Annotated in this window: 24 protein-coding genes; 14 read left to right on the top strand and 10 right to left on the bottom strand. The window is 55.2% G+C overall.

Annotated features, from left to right (window positions below):
* Positions 1-132: 132 nt before the first annotated feature.
* The 3 genes from GT003_RS16275 (at position 133) to GT003_RS16265 (ending at position 1,890) form a co-directional block, all read left to right on the top strand.
* Entirely contained in the window at positions 133-465 is a 333-nt protein-coding gene (locus GT003_RS16275; protein ID WP_161699615.1) for a winged helix-turn-helix transcriptional regulator, read from the top strand.
* A gap of 235 nt (positions 466-700) precedes the next feature.
* Entirely contained in the window at positions 701-1,426 is a 726-nt protein-coding gene (locus GT003_RS16270) for an NAD(P)-dependent oxidoreductase (RefSeq protein WP_161699613.1), read from the top strand.
* 17 nt (positions 1,427-1,443) lie between these two features.
* Positions 1,444-1,890: a DUF2269 family protein gene (locus GT003_RS16265; RefSeq protein WP_161699611.1), complete on the top strand. Its 447-nt coding sequence runs from the start codon at positions 1,444-1,446 to the stop codon at positions 1,888-1,890.
* Between the two features lie 97 nt (positions 1,891-1,987).
* On the opposite strand, the gene GT003_RS16260 is transcribed toward GT003_RS16265, so the two are convergent.
* Positions 1,988-2,152 (bottom strand): hypothetical protein, encoded by a 165-nt coding sequence (locus GT003_RS16260; RefSeq protein WP_161699609.1) that lies wholly within the window; start codon positions 2,150-2,152, stop codon positions 1,988-1,990.
* A 34-nt stretch (positions 2,153-2,186) separates the two neighbouring features.
* Complete coding sequence (locus GT003_RS16255; RefSeq protein WP_161699607.1) at positions 2,187-2,654, bottom strand: hypothetical protein; 468 nt, start codon at positions 2,652-2,654, stop codon at positions 2,187-2,189.
* A gap of 243 nt (positions 2,655-2,897) precedes the next feature.
* Here GT003_RS16255 and GT003_RS16250 point away from each other — a divergent pair, with 243 nt between their 5' ends.
* Positions 2,898-3,335 (top strand): MarR family winged helix-turn-helix transcriptional regulator, encoded by a 438-nt coding sequence (locus tag GT003_RS16250; RefSeq protein ID WP_161699605.1) that lies wholly within the window; start codon positions 2,898-2,900, stop codon positions 3,333-3,335.
* 163 nt (positions 3,336-3,498) lie between these two features.
* On the opposite strand, the gene GT003_RS16245 is transcribed toward GT003_RS16250, so the two are convergent.
* Together GT003_RS16245 and GT003_RS16240 are read right to left on the bottom strand one after the other, a co-directional pair.
* A complete protein-coding gene (locus GT003_RS16245) occupies positions 3,499-3,975 on the bottom strand; it encodes a glutathione peroxidase (protein ID WP_161699603.1) in 477 nt (158 codons plus the stop codon).
* A gap of 210 nt (positions 3,976-4,185) precedes the next feature.
* The gene (locus tag GT003_RS16240) at positions 4,186-4,785 is read right to left on the bottom strand and encodes a YjgB family protein (RefSeq protein WP_161699601.1); all 600 of its coding nucleotides are present in this window, start codon (positions 4,783-4,785) and stop codon (positions 4,186-4,188) included.
* A gap of 239 nt (positions 4,786-5,024) precedes the next feature.
* Here GT003_RS16240 and GT003_RS16235 point away from each other — a divergent pair, with 239 nt between their 5' ends.
* Both GT003_RS16235 and GT003_RS16230 read left to right on the top strand, forming a co-directional pair.
* Positions 5,025-6,029, top strand: coding sequence for an acrylyl-CoA reductase family protein (locus GT003_RS16235; RefSeq protein ID WP_161699599.1), 1,005 nt, complete (start codon positions 5,025-5,027; stop codon positions 6,027-6,029).
* Positions 6,030-6,202: 173 nt separating this feature from the next.
* Positions 6,203-7,411 (top strand): MFS transporter, encoded by a 1,209-nt coding sequence (locus GT003_RS16230; protein WP_161699597.1) that lies wholly within the window; start codon positions 6,203-6,205, stop codon positions 7,409-7,411.
* 130 nt (positions 7,412-7,541) lie between these two features.
* On the opposite strand, the gene GT003_RS16225 is transcribed toward GT003_RS16230, so the two are convergent.
* The 4 genes from GT003_RS16225 to GT003_RS16210 all read right to left on the bottom strand — a co-directional run bounded on the left by GT003_RS16225 (position 7,542) and on the right by GT003_RS16210 (position 11,455).
* A complete protein-coding gene (locus tag GT003_RS16225) occupies positions 7,542-7,751 on the bottom strand; it encodes a hypothetical protein (RefSeq protein WP_161699595.1) in 210 nt (69 codons plus the stop codon).
* Complete coding sequence (locus tag GT003_RS16220) at positions 7,748-8,851, bottom strand: GerAB/ArcD/ProY family transporter (RefSeq protein ID WP_161699592.1); 1,104 nt, start codon at positions 8,849-8,851, stop codon at positions 7,748-7,750. Before GT003_RS16220 ends, GT003_RS16225 begins: the two co-directional genes overlap by 4 nt.
* 11 nt (positions 8,852-8,862) lie before the next feature.
* The gene (locus tag GT003_RS16215; protein ID WP_161699590.1) at positions 8,863-9,921 is read right to left on the bottom strand and encodes a Ger(x)C family spore germination protein; all 1,059 of its coding nucleotides are present in this window, start codon (positions 9,919-9,921) and stop codon (positions 8,863-8,865) included.
* A gap of 61 nt (positions 9,922-9,982) precedes the next feature.
* Positions 9,983-11,455 (bottom strand): spore germination protein, encoded by a 1,473-nt coding sequence (locus GT003_RS16210; protein WP_161699588.1) that lies wholly within the window; start codon positions 11,453-11,455, stop codon positions 9,983-9,985.
* Positions 11,456-11,886: 431 nt separating this feature from the next.
* Between GT003_RS16210 and GT003_RS16205 the strand changes: the two genes are divergently transcribed.
* The 5 genes from GT003_RS16205 to GT003_RS16185 all read left to right on the top strand — a co-directional run bounded on the left by GT003_RS16205 (position 11,887) and on the right by GT003_RS16185 (position 17,897).
* Positions 11,887-12,726 carry an alpha/beta fold hydrolase gene (locus GT003_RS16205; RefSeq protein WP_239565891.1) on the top strand — a complete coding sequence of 280 codons (840 nt, stop codon included), beginning with the start codon at positions 11,887-11,889 and terminating at the stop codon, positions 12,724-12,726.
* A 303-nt stretch (positions 12,727-13,029) separates the two neighbouring features.
* Positions 13,030-13,668: an FMN-dependent NADH-azoreductase gene (locus GT003_RS16200; protein WP_161699584.1), complete on the top strand. Its 639-nt coding sequence runs from the start codon at positions 13,030-13,032 to the stop codon at positions 13,666-13,668.
* Positions 13,669-13,689: 21 nt separating this feature from the next.
* Positions 13,690-14,370 (top strand): NAD(P)H-dependent oxidoreductase, encoded by a 681-nt coding sequence (locus GT003_RS16195; RefSeq protein ID WP_161699582.1) that lies wholly within the window; start codon positions 13,690-13,692, stop codon positions 14,368-14,370.
* Between the two features lie 197 nt (positions 14,371-14,567).
* The gene (locus GT003_RS16190; RefSeq protein WP_161699580.1) at positions 14,568-15,629 is read left to right on the top strand and encodes an S-layer homology domain-containing protein; all 1,062 of its coding nucleotides are present in this window, start codon (positions 14,568-14,570) and stop codon (positions 15,627-15,629) included.
* 588 nt (positions 15,630-16,217) lie between these two features.
* Positions 16,218-17,897: a discoidin domain-containing protein gene (locus GT003_RS16185; protein ID WP_161699578.1), complete on the top strand. Its 1,680-nt coding sequence runs from the start codon at positions 16,218-16,220 to the stop codon at positions 17,895-17,897.
* Positions 17,898-18,193: 296 nt separating this feature from the next.
* On the opposite strand, the gene GT003_RS16180 is transcribed toward GT003_RS16185, so the two are convergent.
* Positions 18,194-18,958, bottom strand: a complete 765-nt coding sequence (locus GT003_RS16180) for an SDR family NAD(P)-dependent oxidoreductase (protein WP_161699575.1) — start codon at positions 18,956-18,958, stop codon at positions 18,194-18,196.
* Between the two features lie 92 nt (positions 18,959-19,050).
* A complete protein-coding gene (locus GT003_RS16175) occupies positions 19,051-19,392 on the bottom strand; it encodes a DoxX family protein (protein WP_161699573.1) in 342 nt (113 codons plus the stop codon).
* A 166-nt stretch (positions 19,393-19,558) separates the two neighbouring features.
* On the opposite strand from GT003_RS16175, the gene GT003_RS16170 reads away from it, so the two are divergent.
* The 3 genes from GT003_RS16170 (at position 19,559) to GT003_RS16160 (ending at position 21,884) form a co-directional block, all read left to right on the top strand.
* Positions 19,559-20,134 carry a TetR/AcrR family transcriptional regulator gene (locus tag GT003_RS16170; protein ID WP_161699571.1) on the top strand — a complete coding sequence of 192 codons (576 nt, stop codon included), beginning with the start codon at positions 19,559-19,561 and terminating at the stop codon, positions 20,132-20,134.
* A gap of 174 nt (positions 20,135-20,308) precedes the next feature.
* Positions 20,309-21,193, top strand: a complete 885-nt coding sequence (locus GT003_RS16165; RefSeq protein WP_420831454.1) for an amino acid ABC transporter substrate-binding protein — start codon at positions 20,309-20,311, stop codon at positions 21,191-21,193.
* 19 nt (positions 21,194-21,212) lie between these two features.
* On the top strand, positions 21,213-21,884 hold the full coding sequence (locus tag GT003_RS16160) for an amino acid ABC transporter permease (RefSeq protein ID WP_161699569.1): 672 nt from the start codon (positions 21,213-21,215) through the stop codon (positions 21,882-21,884).
* Positions 21,885-21,936: the final 52 nt, after the last annotated feature.

Here is a 21,936-nt window from a genome sequence, read left to right as displayed (position 1 = left end):
GGGTTTTGAATGCATGCCTGCATGAATGAATGAAAAAGCTCGGGTTGACCGGGGTGCCAAAGACCTGTAAAATTTTGTTAAGCAAATGCTTGGAGGCAATGAACTTCCTTAACGGTTAGGAGATGGTTTTCAATGAATCATCAGCGCGAATGTCCGGTGGAGACGATCATCCAAGTTCTCGGCGGCAAATGGAAACCGATGATTTTATGGCAATTAATCGAATCCAATAAGCGATTCAACGATTTGGAGAAGCACATACCCGATGTTTCGCAAAAAATGCTATCCCAGCATCTGCGGGACTTGGAACATGAGGGCATCATCGATCGAAAGGTCTACCCCACCGTTCCGCCGAAAGTCGAATATTCGCTGAGCGAATACGGCAAAACCTTGATTCCGGTAGCAGAAGTCATGTGCGCCTGGGGAGAAAACCATAACAAGAAGAAATATGAAGCACCTGCTTCGTAAGCTGCTTCATAAGCCGCTTCATATCGGATGGACATAAATATAAGCGCGTCTAACAAAAGCTGCCGAGGGTCGAGACCGGGCAGCTTTTTCTCGTTGTACGGCCGGCAATCCCATGGCTGTGCCAAAGCTTACTTTTAAGTAAGCCCCTTACATTAAAGTGCGTTCTTATCAAGATTCCGATGCGATGCTACGATGGAGTCATTCCAGAGGGAGCACTTAAAAGGAGGAACAAATAATGAACATTATTGTCTTCGGAGCAACGGGCAATACAGGGAGAAGAGCGTTGGAGCTAGGCATGAACATGGGACATGAAATGACGGCATTCGTGCGCAATGCCGACAAATTCTATGAACAGCAAGGCGATCGTTCCGCAAAACCTGCGAAGGTGATCGTGGACGATATCCTTAACCCGGCAAGCGTCGGCGAGGCGCTCTCCCATCAAGACGCCGCTATTATCGCTGCCGGCCATGCCGGTCAAGGAGAGGCGTTCGTTCAGCTCGTGAACGCCATTATAAGCCAGTGCGAACGCAACCCGGATTTCTCCGGCAGGATATGGGTGATGGGGGGAGCCGGCCTGCTCGACATTCCTTACACGGCTCTCATCGGCAACGATTTGCCCGGTTTCCCGCCCGAATACAAGAATCACAACCGGAATTATGACCGGCTGCTGCGGTCCGAGCTCGATTGGTCCATGATGTGTCCGGGAACGATGACGGATTCGATCGGGCTTCCTGCGTCGGCTCAACTCCATGTGACAACGGACGCCTTGCCCCTGACGATTCCGGAGGCGGTGAAGGAATATTCGGAGGCCGATGTAGCCGGTTACTTGTTCGGTCGGTTTCAGGATCTGAACGTTGCTTATGAGGATGTGGTGACATGCATGCTGAACCATATGGAGCTCGGAGGACCTTATTCGAGAAAAAGGGTCGGCCTCGCTTATCGAATTCCGGTTGAAGCTTAGGCTGGGGGGAGTCATTCATGTACACGTACCTGCTCTTCATTCATATTCTCTCGGCAATCATTGCCCTCGCCGCAGTGATAAGCTATCCGATCATCATGAGCGGCGCCCGCACGGCGAGCCAGGCCAGATTCGCGCTCGGCCTGCTGGAGAAACTCGCGATTCTGCCGAAGCTCGGCGGCAGCCTGCTTCTGCTTACGGGACTTGCGCTCGGCTTCATGGAAACCTATCTATTCGGCGAGGGCTGGTATGTGGTCTCCATCGTTGTTTTCGCGATTATACTGGCGATATTGGCGGTCATGGTTCCCGCGGGCATCAAGAAGCAGCTCGGCGTGCTGCAGCTGACGCGGGACGATGCGCTGCCTGATGCGTATAAACTGCTGCGCCGGCGATCCGCCGTGCTCGAAGGCATCGCGAACCTCGCCGCCTTGTTCTCGCTTCTGCTGATGGTGTTTAAACCGTTCTGAAAAGGCCGGTTTCTGAACAAAACAAATAAGCAACCCTGGTCCGGCGGATAACCGGGCTCGGGTTGCTTATTTGCAGTTAACCTCTACTCGTTAATCGTTAGTTTTCAATATAAGCATCGATCGTATTCAAGACCTCGATGAGCTGCCATTGGCGGAACATAATGTCCTGATTGTCATCGTCCGTCTTGTTAGGGATCGCAACGTAGCTGTTCGTCTGCTGGAAAACTTTAAACCCTCTGTAATTTTCGTAGATCGTTCTCATCCTTCCATCTCCCTTGGTGAGTTTGATATCGCTGCTAGGCCAGCTTGCTTAAGGGATTGACGACGTTGATCATCGGGGCTTCCCATCTCATCTCCTGCTGCAGCACCGTCAGAAAGTAGTGATTCATGCCTTCCGAAAGAACGAGAACAGGTTTATCGTATACGGAGGACCGGGGAATCCTGTAGGTACCAAGCCCAGTCTCGCCATGATCGGACGCAGTTTGCCGCGGGCATATGGATAAGACGATTCGCCCGAGCACCTTGAATTGATGACAGGTTTCCGTGAATTCCGCATCCTGCCATTCCAGCAGATTCACCTGGCTCACCCGAAACTCCTTTGACTCGCCTTGCTCGTTTCTCAAGGTCAGCCATTCTAGCGGAAGGTTGGACGGGTTCAGCTCGTAAGCTGCTTTTTCGATCGCTTGCTTCTTCGTACTTGTGATGACGATGCGCGAAATGTGGGCTTCGAAAACGGACTGCATGTTGGACTCTCTTTTTTTCATGTGTAAGGTCTAATTCTCCTTTTAGTCGTATCGTAAAGCATGCGTGTTTTAGGAATAACAGAAGTTTATAAGATTTCGGTTAAAAAGTACGTCGATCTACAGGGGCGAGTCGTCATTTCTTTTGTCGAATTTGTTTTTAGTCTGGTAAATGGTTTATGCAAACTTAATCGTGCAAAATATAATGGGGAGGATATATAATGGAAGGATGATATTCGACTACAAGCTAGGAGGCATCCAGCGGCAATGGACATGGATCTCGAAAATATGCTTTGTTTCTCCGTCTACGCAGCCTCCCGTGAAATCACGCGGCTGTATCGCCCGATCTTGGACAAATTCGACCTGACGTATCCGCAATACCTCGTCTTGGTCGTGTTATGGAAGCATAGGAATACGACGGTAACGGCATTAGGGGACAAGCTGCTGCTCGATACCGGTACGTTAACGCCTTTATTGAAACGACTGCAGGAGGCGGAGCTCATTACCCGCAAACGCTCGATCGACGACGAACGGAAAGTGGAGATCGGCTTGACGGACAAAGGCGCGGCTTTGGAAGCGCAGATGAAGGACGTATCGCGAAATTTGTTCGTAGCGCTTTGCAAATCGGAGGAGAATTACGTTCAGACGCTGTCGGCCGTCCAAGGGCTGCTGAAGGAAGCGCAGCTATTATCTGGGCGCGATTAAGAGCGGTATGCACGATGCGGCTGAGGCTAAGAGAGAGGCGACGTTTGCCTCTCTTTTTGCTTTTTGTCGCGAGTTTCGCCAATCTTCGCTCATCACGCCAACAAGGAGCAATCGGCAGCAGAGGGAATCTATCGCGATTGCTCCTTTTTGGCGCGAGACCGGCTTAAAGCAAATCGGCTACGACTTTCTCCATGTCCGACGGCTTCTCGGCGGACCCGAAGCGTTTCAGCACGTTACCGCTGCGATCGACGAGAAACTTGGTGAAGTTCCATTTGATCGACTTCGAGCCGAGCACGCCGGGCGCGGCTTTCTTCAAATGCCGGAACAACGGATGGGCGTTGTCGCCGTTCACTTCGGTTTTCTCGAAGAGCGGGAAGGAGACGCCGAAGTTGATTTCGCAGAAGCTATGGATATCTTCGTTCGTGCGTTTTTCTCCGCTGCCGAATTGGTTCGTGGGGAATCCTAATATTTCCAGTCCTTCGGGCTTGTACTTGGCATAAAGCTCTTGGAGCTCTTTGTATTGGGAGGCGAACATGCAATTGCTGGCCGTGTTGACGATCAGCAGCACTTTGCCTTCATATTCGCGGAGCGATTTGGCCTCGCCTCTAACCGTTCTGACTTCGAAATCGTAAATGGACATATGCATTCATCCCTTCATGTATGTTGTCTAAAATTATGTTGTGCACTACATATTAAACATACTATGAAGTATATATCGATATTGTATATCGGTCAATTATATTTTGCACAATATAATATGGGGAATGTTGCATGCGGGTCATATGTAATTAACCGCATTAAAAAAGCGACCGTTTTAAGGTCGCTTCGGGAAGAATGAGCTCGTATTTCGTTATTTGATCGTTTTATTAACGAGATTAATATGATCCAGATCCAAGCCGCTTGTGTTGTTGAAGATGAACTCAAGCTGATATTTGCCGCGAACGTAGGTGAGTTTCTTTTGTACGGTTTTGCCTGCTTTAATGAGGACGGATTGATTCGGGGCACCCCAGTGCTGGACAATCATGCGAAGGGAGATGCCGCCAAGATTCGTCTGGCGCTCGACGCTCGTGCCGAAGTAGCGCATTTCGCGTATTTTGTCGAGCTTGTAGTTGAGCGCGTAGCCGGGATGTCCCATTTCGGCATGATAGACGTCGAAGCCGTCGGCATCCTTGGCCGGGGATTCCGCTTTGCCGATGGCTTTGATGACCGTCTCATGCGAGGTCGAGCCGATCGTGAAGCCGTGGAAATTCGGGAACTGGCCTTGAAGAGCCGGCTTGTAAAAGCTCATCAGCGTTTGGAAAGCTTTCATATGCGCGTCCACGGGAGCAGCGGCAGGAGCAGCCGTAGTGGATGCGGCGTAGGATGGGAGAGCTCCGGCGACGGATAAGACCAGCGTTCCCGCAGTCACCGTTGCAATCGCCGTTTTTTTGGCAGACGTATATAAATTCATTTGAATTTCCTCCTCGTTGTGTCGGATCGTGTCCGCTCCATGAAATGTGTTTCACCCTTATCGACGTAAGCGGCGTTGATATGTTGCAGTGATTTACTTTACAATATTTAGTGACCGGCCGAAGGGACGTTGTTGTTTACAAGCTCATCTTACCTTGGACGCGGGTAGGAGGTCGTTACAAAAGAGTGTCGAAAAAGTAACAATAAAGTAACGATGGCACGCGAAAGGAGACCGCAACGATGAACGAGCCATTCCATGCACTCGTGATCGATAAACAAGCCGACGAGGTTTCGCTGCAGCTTCGACAAGTTACGCTGCAAGACTTGCCGGAGGGAGAAGTCCTGATTCGCACCGAATATTCGAGCGTGAATTATAAAGACAGCCTTGCTTCGATCGCCGACGGCAATATCGTGACGACCTATCCGTTCATTCCCGGCATCGATTTGGCTGGCGTGGTGGTTACGTCTTCGGATGTTCGGTTTCAACCCGGCGACGAGGTGATCGCGACCAGCTACGGAATCGGCGTATCCCATTTTGGAGGTTATAGCGAGTATGCTCGTATACCCGCGGAGTGGATCGTCCCTCTGCCCGAGGGACTGACTGTAAGAGAAGCCATGATTATCGGAACGGCCGGCTTCACGGCTGCATTGTCCGTTCAGCGGCTCGAGGATAACGGCATTACGCCCGGTAAAGGAAAGCTTCTGGTGACGGGAGCGACCGGAGGGGTAGGCAGCTTCGCGATCTCGATTCTCTCTTCGCTCGGCTATGAGGTCGAAGCAAGCACCGGCAAAGCGGCCGAACATGATTATTTGAGAAACCTCGGGGCCGCGGCGATTATTTCGCGAGAAGAACTGTCCGCAGGGAAATCGAAAACGCTGGGCAAGAAAAGATGGGCCGCCGCCGTCGATTCGGTAGGAGGAGATACGCTTGCGGCCGTCTTATCTCAGCTTCATTACGGGGGATCGGCAGCAGCCAGCGGGTTGACGGCAGGGACGAAACTATCGACGACAGTCTTTCCGTTTATTCTAAGAGGCGTCAATTTACTTGGCATCGATTCGGTGGATTGTCCGATGGAAACTCGGTTGAAAACGTGGAATCGGTTGGCCGCCGATTTTAAACCGGCAAGACTCGAACGATTCGTTCAACAAGAAGTGGCGCTTCATCAGCTCCCGGACGTGCTTCCCATTCTATTGCGAGGCGAAGCGCGAGGAAGGATTCTCGTTCGCGTACAGCAGCCGAATTAATTCCGCCGAGCGGTCTTGATCCAATAATGCAACCCTTCCTTGCCATCTGCGACCTTGATGGCAGGGGAGGGTTATTTGCGCGATACGGATAAGCGAATGACAGATAAGGAACACTCAACATAACAACCGTTACCTGCCAACTTATCCACTAAGTTCGCAAAAGGAGTCATTCTATGAGTCAAATCAATGCCGCCGCGGCCGGTTCCAAACGCGAGCTGCGCAAGGTGTTCTGGGCTGCCGGCTTCGGCTGGATGTTCGATGCCATGGACGTCGGTTTGCTGTCCTTCATCCTGGTCGCGCTTCGAAAAGAATGGGGACTGTCTGCGCGGGAGGCCGGCTTGCTCGGTACCGTGAATCTGGTCGGCATGGCCATCGGCGCGGTGTTAGGCGGCTATCTCGCCGATCGTTTCGGCCGGCGGCCCGTTTTCTTGCTCACGCTGGTCGTGTTCGGCGCGTTCAGCTTCGGCAGCGCCTTCGCGAGCGGGTTCGTCCTCATGCTCCTGCTCCGGTTCTTGATGGGCGTCGGACTGGGGGCCGAGCTGCCGGTAGCTTCTACGCTTGTCAGCGAATTCTCGCCGCCCGAAGCGAGAGGCCGGACGGTCGTCCTGCTGGAAAGCTTCTGGGCCGTCGGCTGGATCCTGGCCGCCGTTCTCGCGTATTTCGTCATTCCTCCGTATGGCTGGCGCATCGCGGTTGCCGTCGGCGCGCTGCCGATCCTGCTGGCGTTCTGGATTCGCCGCGAAGTGAAGGAGTCGCCGCAGTTCCGTCGGCAGAAGCAGGAACGGCGGATCCGCATCCGCGAGCTGTTTACCTCCTATAAGCGGGAAACGATCGCGCTGTGGGCGGTTTGGTTCGCCATCGCGTTCTCCTATTACGGCATGTTCCTGTGGCTGCCCTCCGTATTGGTCGACAAAGGCTTCTCCATGATTCAAAGCTTCCGCTACGTACTGATCATGACGCTCGCTCAGCTGCCTGGTTATTTCGTCGCTTCCTATCTCGTGGAGAAATGGGGCCGCAAGGCGACGCTGGCCGTATTTCTCGTCTTCTCCGGCGCGATGGCGCTGGGCTTCGGGTCGAGCGACAGCACCGCGGTGTTGCTGGTCACGGGGGCGCTGCTCTCCTTTTCGAATTTGGGGGCATGGGGGGCGTTGTACGCGTATACGCCCGAGAACTATCCGGCCGCCATCCGGGCCGCGGGATCCGGCTTCGCGGCCGGCTTCGGCCGGCTCGGCAGCGTGGCTGCGCCGTACCTCGTCGGCGTCCTGGTCCAGGCGGACATCGGTTATGCCTCGATATTCGGCGTGTTTGCCGCGGTCCTATTGATCGGGACGGTCATGCTGCTCTTATACGGCGTCGAGACCAAGACCCGACGATCGGATTAGCCAGGACAGGGCAGAGCAGAGCAGGGATGGGCAGGGCAGGGCAGGGCGGGGTCGCACGCGAAAAACCCGTTTGGACGGAATCGTCTCCATCCAAACGGGTTATAAGAAAACGTGCTTGCAGATACGGGGGTCAAAAGAAGAAATCAATGGCCATGCCGATCGCTTTGTTGAGATCGAGCGGCCTTTGAAGCAGCAGGCTCAGCCACAAGACGCATCCGATCGACGTGATCGTCGCGAACAACGCTTTTTCCTTCCTGCCTGCAAGCCCGGCTTGCCCTGATTTCATAATTAGGAAGCCCACGACGAGAAATACCGCGTACAGCAGCAGCAGCCATATCATGCCGTCGCCTCCTTGGTCGAATCGGACCGGCGGCGAAACCAGGACGCGATCAGGAACAGAAGGGGGAAACCGATCCCGAACGGAACGTAGTAGATGAACAAATAATGTTGAACCCACTCCTCGTTATCGACGATATTGGCAAACAACAAGGCGTAGGCCGAGATAACCCAGACGAGCGGATAAGCGACGATGGCGCGATTCTCGATCGCGAACAGCTGGCAGATCGACGATACGGCGCAATAGAACAGCACGCTCAGCTTCACGAACACGAGCATCAGGGCGGTAACGGAGACGATGGCTTCCAGGTGCTCCAGGAAAGTGGAGAATTGCATCTCGCGGAAGATGTTATAGATCGGATAGGTCAAGTGCGAGCTCCGATAGACGCCGAGAATGCCGACGGTAAAGAAGATCGACAGCGAGATCTGGAAGCCCATGAACAGGATTCCGCCCAAAAAGGCCGTTTTCAGCCTCGTGCGCACGAGCGGGAATGCCATCATGAACGCGACGGTCTCCATGAACGGAAACCCGAGCGCGTATTTGGTCTCCGCGAGCGTCGGCCAGAAGTCGAAGTTGACGGGATAATCGAAATGATTCCAATTCCATTCCCTCAGCATGACGGTAAACGGCGTCCAATACGCGATGGTCAGCAAGGGGATGAGAACGACGCTCACCAGCGAGATCGTATCGATGCCTTTGATTACCGCATAAGCGCATACGAGCAGTGCCAAAATATTAAATACGCTAAGCGGCGTCTTCGGCATCAGGTTGATCTGCATGAAGTCGCTCATGTTTCGCGTTACCCAGGCTGAGATCTGGATGAAGAACACGATATAACAGAGGGAGACGAAGCCTCCGACATGCTTGCCCAGCGCACGCCTGGATATTTCGACCAGGGACAGGCCGGGGTACCGGCTTGCGACGTACAGCCAGAACCCTCCCACGGCCAAGCCGAACAATACGCTCCACAGCTGGACGAGCCATGCGAGCTGACTTGCCGAGGAAATGAGTCCGACGGGCAGCAGGATAAACGTCGTCCCCGCGACGAACGCGCTCGTCATGCCGAATAATTGCCATCCGCTTAATTGTAAGGCCTTTTCCATGCTATCTCTCCTTATTGGTAAGGCGTCCTCGTATTGCCGATCAGGACGGCCATGGACTTCACTTCGATCGACACGTCGAAGTCCCGCCATCTTCCGCGTCCTTGCTTGACGTCTCCGATTCCGAGAAGATCCCAATCCTTCTCCCGCCCGAACCGGATGAATTCCTCGGCCTTTTTCTTGTAGGCTTCGTTGAACGACCGTTCGATTTCGTTTAGATTCCGGCCCGAGAGGTGCTTCTTCTGTTCGTTGAATAAGCCCCGAAGCTTGACATGGACCGTGATGCGGAGCCGCGAAGGTCCCCATTTTCGTTTGACCTTGATATCCCTTAACTCCAAGTCCACGATGGAGCCGTTGACGACGATGCTTTCGACGCCCTTGCGGGCATCGCCGTTCAGGACAAAATACAGCTTCTTCATGCTTTGATCGATCTTCCCGACCATTTTCGCATGAACGAATACCGCGCCGTCGGATATTTCGAAGCCGGGATCCGACGCTTGGATATATTCGACCCGGTCAGATAGGGAAGCGGGACGCTTGCCATGGTAATGAAGCATCGGAATGACCGTCGGCCGGCTCAGCGGAATTCCCGCCACGATGTCCTTGACTTGGGTTAGTTTACGGGTGAAACCTGCCGATTTCGCCTGCAGGTCCATCAGCATGCGAAGATTGCGCCCGGGTACCCGGTCAAGCGGCGTGAAGCTCTCCATGATGTTGCGAATCGGCGCGTCGGTAACGACGACATAGACGTTCGTACGCCGATCGGGATTCAATTCGAGATAATTGAAGAGGTCGACCATGCCCGTTCTTGCGAACCTCTCCGTGAATACATAGCATTGGATATGCTGCGTGAACAGCATTCGGGACATGATCTTGCGCGTCTCTTCGTTGAACCGGCCCGGGCTCTCTTCCGAGACGTAATACGTGTAGACGGACGCTTTGGCGGGTCCGGTCTGCCGGGAGGCGCTGCCGGTCGGGTTGATGACCTGGTAATAAGCGACGAGCCGGTTTGTTCCCGGGACGATGTCCACGGAGGCCATATCTACCATCGCCAGCTCGTTAATGTCTTTCATATCCCAACATCCCGTGCAGAGCAGAAGCAAACAGAAGACGAGAAGTCCTTTCACGGGCAGGTCACCTCCCGGACTTTTCCGGCTGAAACAACTTCGGCCGGCGCTTCAGCATCTTCCTCGGGGCGCGTACGAACGTATCCTTCCAATCGGACAGGATGACGGGCGCGAACGGCGCGAAGTACCGGACCCCGAAGGAACGGAGGGAAGCAAGATGGATCATCAGGAAGAACACCCCGCACATGAGCCCGAACAGTCCCAGCACGCCGGCGAGCGTCATGAAGAAGAATTGGACGATCCGCTGCGCGATGCCGAAGCTGTACGTTGGCGATACGAAGTTCGAGATCGCGGTAATCGAGACCACGATGACCATGGCCGCGGAGACGATTCCCGCTTCAACCGCGGCTTGCCCGAGTACGAGCGCGCCTACGATCGAGATCGTCTGCCCGGCTATTCTCGGCATGCGAAGGCCTGCCTCCCGCAGCACCTCGAACGTAACCATCATCAGCGTTGCTTCGATGAACGCAGGGAAAGGTACGCCTTCCCGCTGCGCGGCCAAGTTGGCAAGCAGCAGAGGCGGAAGCAATTCCGGGTGGAAGCTGACGATGGAGATGTACAGCGCCGGAACGAATATGGCGAGCAGGAAAGCGGCCATGCGCAGCCAACGCAGGAGCGTCGCGACGTCGGCGCGCTGGTAGTAGTCTTCGGGAGCGGCGAACGACTGGAAGAACGTCGTCGGTCCCGCCAGCGCGATCGGCGTGCCGTCCGTAATGACCGCCACTTGTCCTTCCAGCAGCTTCGCGGCGATGGCATCCGGCCTCTCGGTCGCGATTAATTGCGGGAACGGCGTCAGCGTCTTGTCCTGGATCCATTCCTCGATGTAGGCGCTCTCCAGAATGCTGTCCGTGTCGATCGCTTGCAGCCGCCTGCGGAATTCGTCCACCAGCTCCGTCGCGGCAATGCCCCGCATATAGGCGAGGCAAACCATCGTTTTCGTTTCGCTCCCGATGACCATGGACTCGAAGACCAGCTTATCGCTCTTCACGCGCTTGCGAACGAGGGAGAGGTTGCGGATCAAGTCCTCCACGAATCCTTCCCGCGGGCCCCTGATCGTCGATTCCGTAGCGGGCTCTTCCACGCTGCGCTGCTCGCGTTTGCACACATCCATCGCGAGCGCTTGCTGCTTCCCCGGAAGAATGATCAGGCAGTGGCCGTCCAGAATCGCCCCGATGCAAGCCTCCAAGCCGTCCTTTTCCTTCATTTGCCCATGGAAAATAGTCGCCGTCAGCCAGGAGAAAGGTTCGAATGAGGCGGAATCTGCAGCCGGCATGCGCGCGGCATGAAGGATCGGGCGGATGATCGTTTCGTCCACGAGCTTCTGATCGGCGATCGACGTCAGGAACAGGCAGGAAACCTCGAACCCGGCCTCCGAACGAAGATGGCGATGCACCACGTCCGGGGAAACGCCAAGCCGTTCCATAATCCGATCGGCGAGATTCTGATCCTGATCTTGACCCTGCTGCTGCTGCTGTGGCATACCGCGATGACCTCCTCCTTCTTCATGCTTCCGTTCAGGATGTCCAATAAGCTGGGCATTCATTCCTGCATGTAGAGGCCGCTGGCAGCATTGGTATCACATGGAAACGGCCGTCAGCCGATTCGGGAACCGTAATCGCAGGCCTTTATTTTAGACGCAGCCCAAGAGGACAAGATGGTAATCGGTGCGCGGAATCATAAGCCTGCAGCGGATGGACGGATAACCGAGGGTAGAGTATCGCATACTAAACCGGTTCGTCGGGCAGAAAAAAATGGTCGATTATTATTCTTTACCGATCGTTCTCATATATGCTATAGTGGCTACGAAACGAACTTTTAATGGTTAATGGAGTCGAAACCGTTCAATCGCTAGCGAATCAGTATGTTCGTCCTGAAGGGTCACATCTAACTATGCCAAAGGAGAGACAAATAATGAAAACGATAGACGCAACAGCCCAGACGGTACCGAACGCTTACGTGGAAGCAGGAGGCGTGCGATATGCGTATCGGAAATTAGGGAAGCCCTCCCGAGTTCCCCTCGTGTTGTTGAACCGTTTTCGCGGGACGATGGACGATTGGGATCCGGCGCTCGTCAACGCGCTCGCGGCCGATCGGACGGTCATCTACTTCGATAATGCCGGTGTCGGCCTCTCGACGGGAGAAGCGCATGATCTCATCGCCGGCATGGCGAATGGCGCCGCGGCGTTCATCGATGCGCTGGAATTGGAGCAGGTCGATCTTCTCGGCTTCTCGATGGGCGGACTCGTGGCGCAGCAGCTGACGGTGGAGCGACCCGGACTCGTGAGGAATCTCGTGCTGGCCGGTACTTCGGGAGCGGGCAAGGAAGACGAACCTACCGTTGCGGAAGCCTTTCAGGTTGCCGTCAAGCCGGTGAACACGGAGGAAGACTTCCTGTATCTCTTCTTCGAAGACTCGGAATCGAGCCAAGCCGCAGGACGGCAGTACTGGTCGCGGCTGCAGGAGCGTCAAGTGGATCGAAGTCCCCTGGTCAAGGCGGCGTCGATCCAGGCGCAAGGAAGCGCGCTCGGCAGCTGGAAGAAGAATTCGGTGTTCGAGCGGCTGAAGGATATCCCGCAGCGCGTGCTGGTGGCGAACGGCAGCCGGGATTTGATGGCGCCTACCTTTAATTCGTTTTTGCTGTATAAACAAATTCCGAACGCGCAGCTAATCCTGTACCCGGATTCCGGACACGGTTTTCTCTTTCAGCATGCGGATGCTTTCGCGGAACACGTTAACCTTTTCCTCCGCTAAGCTGTCGCATGTAGAGAACACTAACGAAGCTGCGATGACCGGAACGCATAGAACGACCAGAACGACTGAATAAGCTTTTTCTACTACAGACGGCAGGGCGTCCGGCGCCTTGCCGTCTTTTTGCGTTTCTAACGCTATTCTCCGTCGCAACGGGTGAAAAGGACCAAAAAAATTTTGGTTGACGAACGAACCCGAAATATATTAACATACAAAAAGTAAGAAACTTTACTTAACGGTATTATATTTATATAACTAACTATTAAATAGAAATGCCGAATAAAACACGAAAGAAGGATCATCATTATGTCTACTGTTTTGTATATCACCGCACACCCGAACGATACTGAAGCTTCCTACAGCCTGACGGTCGGCAAACAATTTCTCGAGGCTTACTCGGCAGCCAATCCGAACGACGAAATCGTCCATCTTGACCTGTTCAAGATGGATATTCCCCGCCTCGATGCCGACGTATTCAGCGCCTGGGGCAAGCTCGGATCCGGCACAGGGTTCGATCAACTGACGAGCGCGGAACAAGCCAAAGTCGCTCGCCTAGGCGAGCTGGTGGATCAATTCGTCGCAGCGGACAAATACGTGTTCGTGAACCCAACGTGGAACTTCTCGTATCCTCCGGTCCTGAAAGCTTACATCGATGCGATCTGCGTGGCGGGCAAAACGTTCAAATATACGGAAAAAGGCCCTATCGGCTTGCTGGACACCAAAAAAGCCGTCCATATTCAAGCGAGCGGAAGCGTACTATCTCCGGGCTCCGCTTACGCGGAAATGGAAATCGGGCATCGCCATTTGGACGTCATCATGAAATTCATCGGCATTCCGACCTTTGAAGCCATCTTCGTAGAAGGCATGGCCGCTGCTTCGGATCAAGCGCGCCAAATCAAAGAAAACGCCATTCAACAAGCTTGGAATTTGGCAAGAACATTTTAAGTCCTAAAGGAGTCATCTCTCATGGTATCATTTCTTAAAAAAATATTCGGTGGCGACAAGAGCAAAGCGCCGGAAAAAGTGCTGTATATAACGGCCCATCCGAACAATCAGGAGACTTCATACAGCATGTCCGTCGGGGCTGCATTTATCGAGACGTACCGTAAAGTTAACCCGAACGATGAAGTCGTTCATCTTGATCTGTATAACTCGGACATTCCGGAAATCGATGCCGATGTGCTGAACGGTTGGAAGAACGCGGGAGAAGGCAAGCCGTTGTCCGCCGCGGAACAAGCCAAATTGGCCCGTTTGAACGAGCTTGTCGATCAATTCGTGGAAGCCGATAAATACGTTTTCGTGAATCCGATCTGGAACTTCTCGTTCCCGCCCGTGTTGAAGGCTTACATCGATGCCGTCTGCGTAGCCGGCAAAACGTTTCAATATGTACCTGGCAAAGGGCCAGTCGGACTACTGGACCGTAAAAAAGCGGTTCATATTCAAGCAAGCGGGAGCGTACTGTCGCCAGGATCGGACTTTGCCGCCTTCGAGATGGGGCATCGGCACCTGAACGTCGTCATGAAATTCCTCGGCGTTCCTTCCCTGGAAGGCATCTTCGTGGAAGGCATGGCCGCGGCCTCCGATCAAGCGCAGACCATCAAAGACAAGACGATCCACAAAGCGCGCGAAATCGCAAAAACATTCTAAATGAATGGGGATCCATCCAATTATCTGCAGCTGACTTCGGTAAAGTGCCGGAGTCGGCTCTTTTTCATTTTCCGGTATTCACGGATGTCTCGTTTACAATAGATTCATACTAAATAAGACCTTCGCGCTGTAACCTTATTTATCCAAAGCCCGTCTACCATGTGAACGAACAAAATCGACTGCATGAGGTGAACGGAATGAAGAAAACATTCAAGATGGTGACCATGACGGCAACGGCGGCAATGATGTTCGCTTTCGCGGGACAAAGCTTCGCGGCAGCTTCGGAATTTAAGGACCTGGGTAACGATGCGGCAAAAGATAAAATCGTATCCCTGCAGCAGCGGGGTCTGATTCAAGGGATCTCGGCCGATCACTTCGCGCCGCGCTCCATCATGACGGAGGCGCAAGGCATTCAACTGATCGTGAACGCATTAAACCTGAACTTGGATTTGGTCCGATTCGTGAAGGAACCTAAGGCATCGGATTATTTCCCCAATGCGAAGGACGATGCCTGGTACGCGAACGCGCTGATCGTTGCGGCGGTCAACGGACTCGACCTTCCAAGAGAGCTGAATCCGAATCAGCTGTTGACCCGGGAGGAATTCACGCATGAGCTGATTCACGCGATCGAGGTAACCGGCAAGCTGCCGATGATCAAACCTGTCGTCGTCGAGATCGCCGATCAAGACCAAATCAACGTCGACTATTCCGGTTCGATCATGCGGGCGCTGAACTACGGCATCCTTCAACTAGGGAAGGACGGAAAAGTGAATCCAAAATCGATTATCGCCCGTTCGGAAGCGGCCGAAGAGATCTATAATGCCCTCGAATACTTAAACGCCCACGCTGTATCGGCCGACGAGAACGGCAAAGTAACCGTCTCGCAAGGCGTGAAATTGATCGCGGACGCGACAGGCGTAACGCCGGCACTGACCGCGGACACCGATTCGAATGCCGCGTTGACGCGCGAGACGTTTACGACGCTGCTCGTGCAAGCCATGGAGAAGGCCGGCAAGCTGCCGATGATCAACATCGTCCCGACGGACATCAAGGACGCGGACCAAATCGACGTCGTCAATTCCGGCGCCATCCAACGCGCGCTCAAATACGGCATCGTGAAATTGAATGCCGAAGGCAGCTTCGAGCCGAAGGCCGAACTGACGCTTGCGCAAGCCAAGGAAGCCGTCGATAACGCCGTCGCTTACCTGAAGGCGCACCCTGCGCCGGCCGATCTCAACGACGCGCCGGCAGCCGAATAAAATCGTCAACGGCTGTTCGGGAACAATGAAGAAGAATAGATGAAGAAGTTCGAGAACAGATGAAGAAGTTCTATATTAGATGAACAAGTTCAAGAATAGATGAAGAGTTAACGCAGGCTGTCGGTCAATCCGACGGCCTTTTTGCTGCCGCGGAAGCAAACAAGACGCCACGGATATCCCTATACTTGCATCCGGGAGTTATCGCATTTTTTTGAGTTTTCAGATACAAAGTGATGCGTTCTACGGCGTTAGTGATACAAATCGTAGTATTGCCCGTTAAAAAGCTGATGATTGACTGCTGTAAAGGCTTATATGCAGCGCTATGATGGGAAGGACGGGCACCCGCCGGATGGCCGCAGTCGATATTCGTCATGGAAGGAGGGGATCGGCGCCAGTATGCTTCTTTGTTTGTCGGAGTGACCCGGAACCGTCAATCGGAATCCGGGAGTTCCACCAACGACGACTGCCCGAGGACGCTTGAACACGATGAACGCGGGCACGGGCCGCAACCGCTTTTTCGCATCGGCCATGCCTGGATACGACGCATTCGAGCAGGCAAATTCAATACAAGGAGCGAGTACGGAAGGAATGAAGACCTACGGGAAACCACTCAAACGAACGATGCTCGGACTGGTAAGCATCGCATTGGCTGCTTCCTTATTCAGCGCGAGCGCGTTCGCGGCGCAGGACAGCGGCGTAACGGACATCGACTTGACGGGCGCCGCGGCTTGGGCGTCCAGCGAAACCGGCGGCGGCTGGAACGAAGGGCCTGCCAACGCCATCGACGACAATATATATACGAAGTGGGCGACCAGCACGACGGAATCGATGCCGCAATCGCTCGTCATCGACTTAGGCGCGGCGTATGACGGCGTTTCGGAGCTGCGTTATTTTCTGGGCGACTACGAATGGACCGGCCGTATCATGAACCACGAGATCTGGGTCAGCACCGATAACGTCGGCTGGACCAAGGCTTATGAGGGCGAATGGCCTAACGCCGCCGGCCAATGGCGAACGGACGATTTCGCTCCCGTGACGGCCCGTTACGTGAAGCTCGTGGCCGTTTCCGCCGGACAAAATGAATCCGACCCTTCGTCGCGCGCATCCGCCACGGAAATCAAGATCGCCTATTCTTCCGACGCGCCGCCCGCCGCGGAGCAGCTGACCGGCACGCTGTCAGCGCCAGCGACGGCCGGGCCCGGCCAGTCGATTGACGCGTCCATCGGCGTCGCGGGCGTGAATCAGGCGTTCGCGGTCGGCGATCTGACGGTCAGCTACGATCCGTCGCGCCTTGAATTCGCCACGACCGCGGACGAGAACGGCAATTTGAGCCTGGCCGAGAACGCGTACGCGTCGCTGCGTGACGGCATCGCCGTAGTCGGCAGCGCCGTCAAGCCGGCGCTAGGGCAGGTTCGCTTGCTGCTCGCCAAAACCGGCAGCCAGGATATCTCGACCGACGGCGCCCTCTTGCAGCTGCACGGCAAGGTGAAGGCGGATGCGACGGTCGGTTCGGCTGCGCTTTCCGTGCTGTCCTTGTCGCTGACGAAAGACGAAGTCACGGTCTCCGCCGACGTTACGGCCGCTTCGTTAAGCATCGCGATCAGCATCGACAGCCATGCGCTCCGCACGGCGATCGATGCCGCTCAAGCGAAGCATGACGCGGCTGTCGAGGGTTCCGGCGTCGGGCAATATCTGCCGGGGGCCAAAGCGGCGCTGCAAACCGCGATCGACAGCGCTTCGGCGGTGCTCCGCAATGCGTCCGCGACGCAGCTGCAAATCAACGATGCCGCGGCGGCGCTCGCGGCCGCGGTGAGCGAGTTCGACGGCAAGCTCGTCGTCGCGCCTGCCGACAGGACTGCACTGACAGCGGCGATCAGCGCCGCGCAGTCTAAGCATGATGCAGCCGTCGAAGGCACGAAGATCGGCAAGTACGCAGCCGGCGCGAAAGCGGCGCTGCAAGCCGCGATCGATGCCGCCGGCGCGGTCAATGCCGGCACCAAGCCTTCGCAGGCTCAGGTCGATCAGGCGACAAGCGCCTTGAACGCGGCGGTGCAGACGTTCCTGACGAAGCTGATCACGCTCATTCCGGGTGAAACGAGCGTGACCATCAAGGACCTCATGCTGCTCATCAAGCATTTCGGCATCGCGTCGACGGACGAAGACTGGTCCGCAGTCGCGGCAGCCGACGTGTTCGACAACGGCGAGATCACGATTCAGACGCTTGCCGCGGTCGCTCGCCTCATTCTGGACGAATGGCTCGCGCAGTAGGCACCGTAAAGAAAACGATCGAATCATGTATAATCGGCCTCCCTGGATGGAGATCATAGGGGAGTCAATGGTTCTGCCGAAGAACGTTGACATGAAGATAGGGGGCGGTAGACATTTTCGAATGTCTACCGTCTTTTCGTTGTTGTCAGCATCCGTTCATTGACTTATACACGTTATAGAATACAATTCGCTATGCTCGAAATCGCAAAAAAACACCTTCAAGCCGTCTCCGCGCATGGAAGCGCGGGAGCTGCGTTGAAGGTGTTATTCGTATTTCCCGCGCAATCGAAACGGCCTTACCAAGCGGTCGCTCCGCCGTCGACGGCGTAATTGACTCCCGTGATGTAAGCGGCGCGGTCCGAAGCGAGGAATGCTGCGAGCTCCACGAGCTCGTCGGGTTGACCGAAGCGCTTGAGAAGCGTCTTCTTCGTAATCGCCTCGCGCATGGCTTGATTGTCGCCCAAGTCGCGGTCGCTGGCCGGGGTCAGGAACGGTCCGGGACTGATCGCCACCGCGCGAATGCCATGCGGCGCGCCTTCCAAAGCCAGCTGCCGGGTCATGGCGATGACGCCCCCTTTCGCCGCGGCATGTCCGACCATCGGAGGAATCTCTCCGGCGATCATGCCGGAGATCGACGCGACGTTCAAGATGACGCCGCCTCCGCGCTGGACCAGATGCGGCCACGCGTATTTCGATACGAAGAACGGAATATCGAGTTCGCCCGCGATGGTCCTGCGCCAATCCTCGATCGAAAAATCAGGCATCGGTCCGAATTTTTGAATAGCCGCGTTATTATAGATCACGTCGAGCCCGCCGTAGACTACGGCTGCCTCCTCGACGAGCTTCCTGGCCTGTTCGTGGTCGGTCAGATCGATCGGCGCGATGCCCGTCATTTCGCCTCCGGCGCCGCGCACGAGCTCGACCGTCTCGTTGTTGGCCTCGACGTTGATATCGCTGCCGACGACTTTCGCGCCTTCCCGGGCGAAGGTCAGTGCCGCTTCGCGTCCGAGCCCTCCGCCGGTACCCGTTATGAGCGCGATTTTGTTATCCAGGATTCCCATGGTTACTGCCTCCTTGGTGTACGGAATGTCCGGTCATGCCAGTAGTATGGTCCCCAGCTTTCCAATCGAATCATGAAGCAAAGGCCGCTCGGTTAAATCAAACCTACGATGACGAACGCGATAATGCCCATCAGCACGATCATGAACGTTTCCTTCATGCCGTCTCTCGCCCGCAGGTGGGCGAACGTTCCGCCGATTGCGGTCACGCCGATCACGAGCGCTCCGGCCATCGTATAATCCGTATTCCAATATCCCGCGATCAAGAGCGCCGCGCCCGCAAGCTCGACGATACCGGTTATCCCGCGGAACCATTGCGGCAATCGCAAATGCTCGAATGTATCTTTCTGCGCTTTCGCGCCGGATACCTTTCCTAAACCCGCCATGACGAACATCGCCGCCAATAACCCTTGCAAAATCCAAATCAAAACATCCATGACTGCCTTCCCCCTTGTGTGTTCTACACCTTTCGCTTACGCAACAGGTGTTGTATAATCGAGTTTATGCGATCGTCATTCCGAACACAATCGTTAGTTTTCGAGTTTTGTGGCTTAGGCAACGTTCTTGACGGAATGTCGTTCTACTCGAAAGGGGAGCAGGAAGATGGAAACGGAAGCGAAAGTAGATCCGAGAATCATGCGGACGAGGAAGCTGATCGTCGATGCTTTCGAAGGGCTGCTGCATGGCAATGATTTCAAAAGCACCTCGATCAAAGACATTACGGATGCCGCGACCGTGAACCGGGCCACGTTTTACGCGCATTTCGCGGATAAATACGAATTGCTGGATGCCGTCCTCACCGACTATCTCGTCAAGAACGTCCGAGACAGCCTGCAATGTCACGCCCAATTGGACGAAGACTCGGTCGCCAAAGTGTTCCTCGCGATCGCCAAGTTTCAGAAAGACTTGAGCGTAACCTGCAAAAGAAGCTACGAGTCCATTCGTCCGATGGCCGAAAACAAGATCAAAGAAGAGCTGAAAACGGTGTTCTACCACCTGATCGTCAAGCAGGACCCGGAATCGGAAAGGGAACAAGCGCCGATCTGGTCGGTTCTTCTCAGCTGGCAAATTTACGGCGCTTGCTTGGACTGGCAATCGAACAGCTCGCTTACGGCGGAGGACTATATCGAGAAAGCGATGCCTTTCCTGTTCAAAGGGATGGGTGCTTTAAAGATCTAAGAGCTTCATAAACGCCGCCGAAGGCAGCATTGAATAAACGATTATCTTTAACCGGATGACCGTGTATTCGATGCTGCTTTTCGGCGTTATCGGCGGGGCCGGCCTGCCAGGACTGGCGGGATAAACCAAGGGAGTAGCAGGCATACTAGCCATGACCAAAAGGAGGGATTTGCCATGCACACTTGGCAGCGAGGCATCGGCGTCACGATGCTGTCCGCGGCGATTCTGCTCGCGGGTACGGCATGCGGCGCGAAGAATAACGACAATGAAGCGAATACCGGCAATAACGCCGGGAGCAATGCGGGCGCAGGCACGGGCAATACGAACGGCGGCGGCAATACGGGCTCCGCTTCCGGCGATGCGCTGGCGGCGATCAAGTCGGCCGGCGAAATCACGATCGGCACGGAAGGCGCCTATGCGCCGTTCAGCTTCCACGACAAGAGCGGCAAGCTCACGGGATTCGACGTGGACGTCGCGCAAGAGGTCGCCAAGCGGCTCGGAGTCAAAGCTGCGTTCATGGAGACCAAATGGGACGGCATGCTCGCCGGCCTGGACGCGAAGCGCTTCGACATGGTCGCCAACGAAGTCACGATCCGGGACGACCGGAAGGCAAAGTACGATTTCTCGGAGCCCTATATTCTCTCGAAGGCCGTGCTGATCGTGAAGGCGAACAATTCGACCATCAAGAGCCTGGCGGATCTGAAAGGCAAGAAGTCCGGTCAATCGCTCACCAGCGATCTCGGCGACATCGCCAAAGCGAACGGCGCGCAGCTCGTCGCGGTCGACGGGTTCAACCAAGCGATCGATCTGCTCACGTCGGGCCGGATCGACGCGACCATCAACGACAAGCTGTCCTATCTGGACTTGAAGAAGGCGCGTCCCGACGTGCCGATCAAAGTGGTGGCGGAGACGGACAACGTGTCGCAGAGCGGCATGTTATTCCGCAAGGGAAGCACGGAGCTCGTCGATGCTGTCAACAAGGCGCTCGCGGATATGAAGGCGGACGGCAGGTACTTGGAAATATCCAACACTTATTTCGGCGAGGATGTCTCGAAGTAAAGAAGGCGGGTAGCACACCATGGGCGAAACCACGAACCTGGATATATTCACCGATTCATTCCTGCCGCTGCTGAAAGCGGGCATTGCGTTTACCGTGCCGCTCACGCTGATATCGTTCGCGCTCGGGCTGGTGCTGGCGATGCTGACGGCCCTCGCGCGGCTGTCGGATCTGCGTCCGCTGGCATGGGCGGCGGGCTTCTATATCTGGATCATCCGCGGAACGCCTCTGCTGGTCCAGCTGTTCATTATTTTCTACGGGCTTCCGAGCCTCGGCATTCTGATCGACGCGTTCCCGGCCGCCGTCATCGGCTTCTCGCTCAGCGTCGGCGCTTACGGCTCGGAGATCATTCGCGCGTCGATCGTGTCGATTCCGAAAGGACAATGGGAAGCGGCTTATTCGCTCGGGGAGACGAGACTCCAGGCGCTGCGACGGATTATCCTGCCCCAGGCAGCGCGCGTCTCCGTGCCGCCGCTGTCCAATTCGTTCATCTCGCTGGTGAAGGACACGTCGCTGGCCGCGACGCTGACGGTCACGGAGCTCTTCCAGAAAGGGCAGCAGATCACGGCGGCCGTATACAAGCCATTGTTGATCTACAGCGAGGTCGCGCTGATCTATCTCATATTCTGCACGGTGCTGGCGCTGCTGCAGCGGCAGCTGGAACGGTATTTCGACCGTTATTCCACGGTATGACGAGGGATCATGGCTTTCATTGTAACCGTTCATGAAAGGGAGGAGGCTGCGT

The sequence above is a fragment of the Paenibacillus sacheonensis genome (assembly GCF_009909195.1).
In the GTDB taxonomy this organism is placed as follows: domain Bacteria; phylum Bacillota; class Bacilli; order Paenibacillales; family Paenibacillaceae; genus Paenibacillus_Z; species Paenibacillus_Z sacheonensis.
This window is presented reverse-complemented; position numbering and strand designations above follow the sequence as displayed.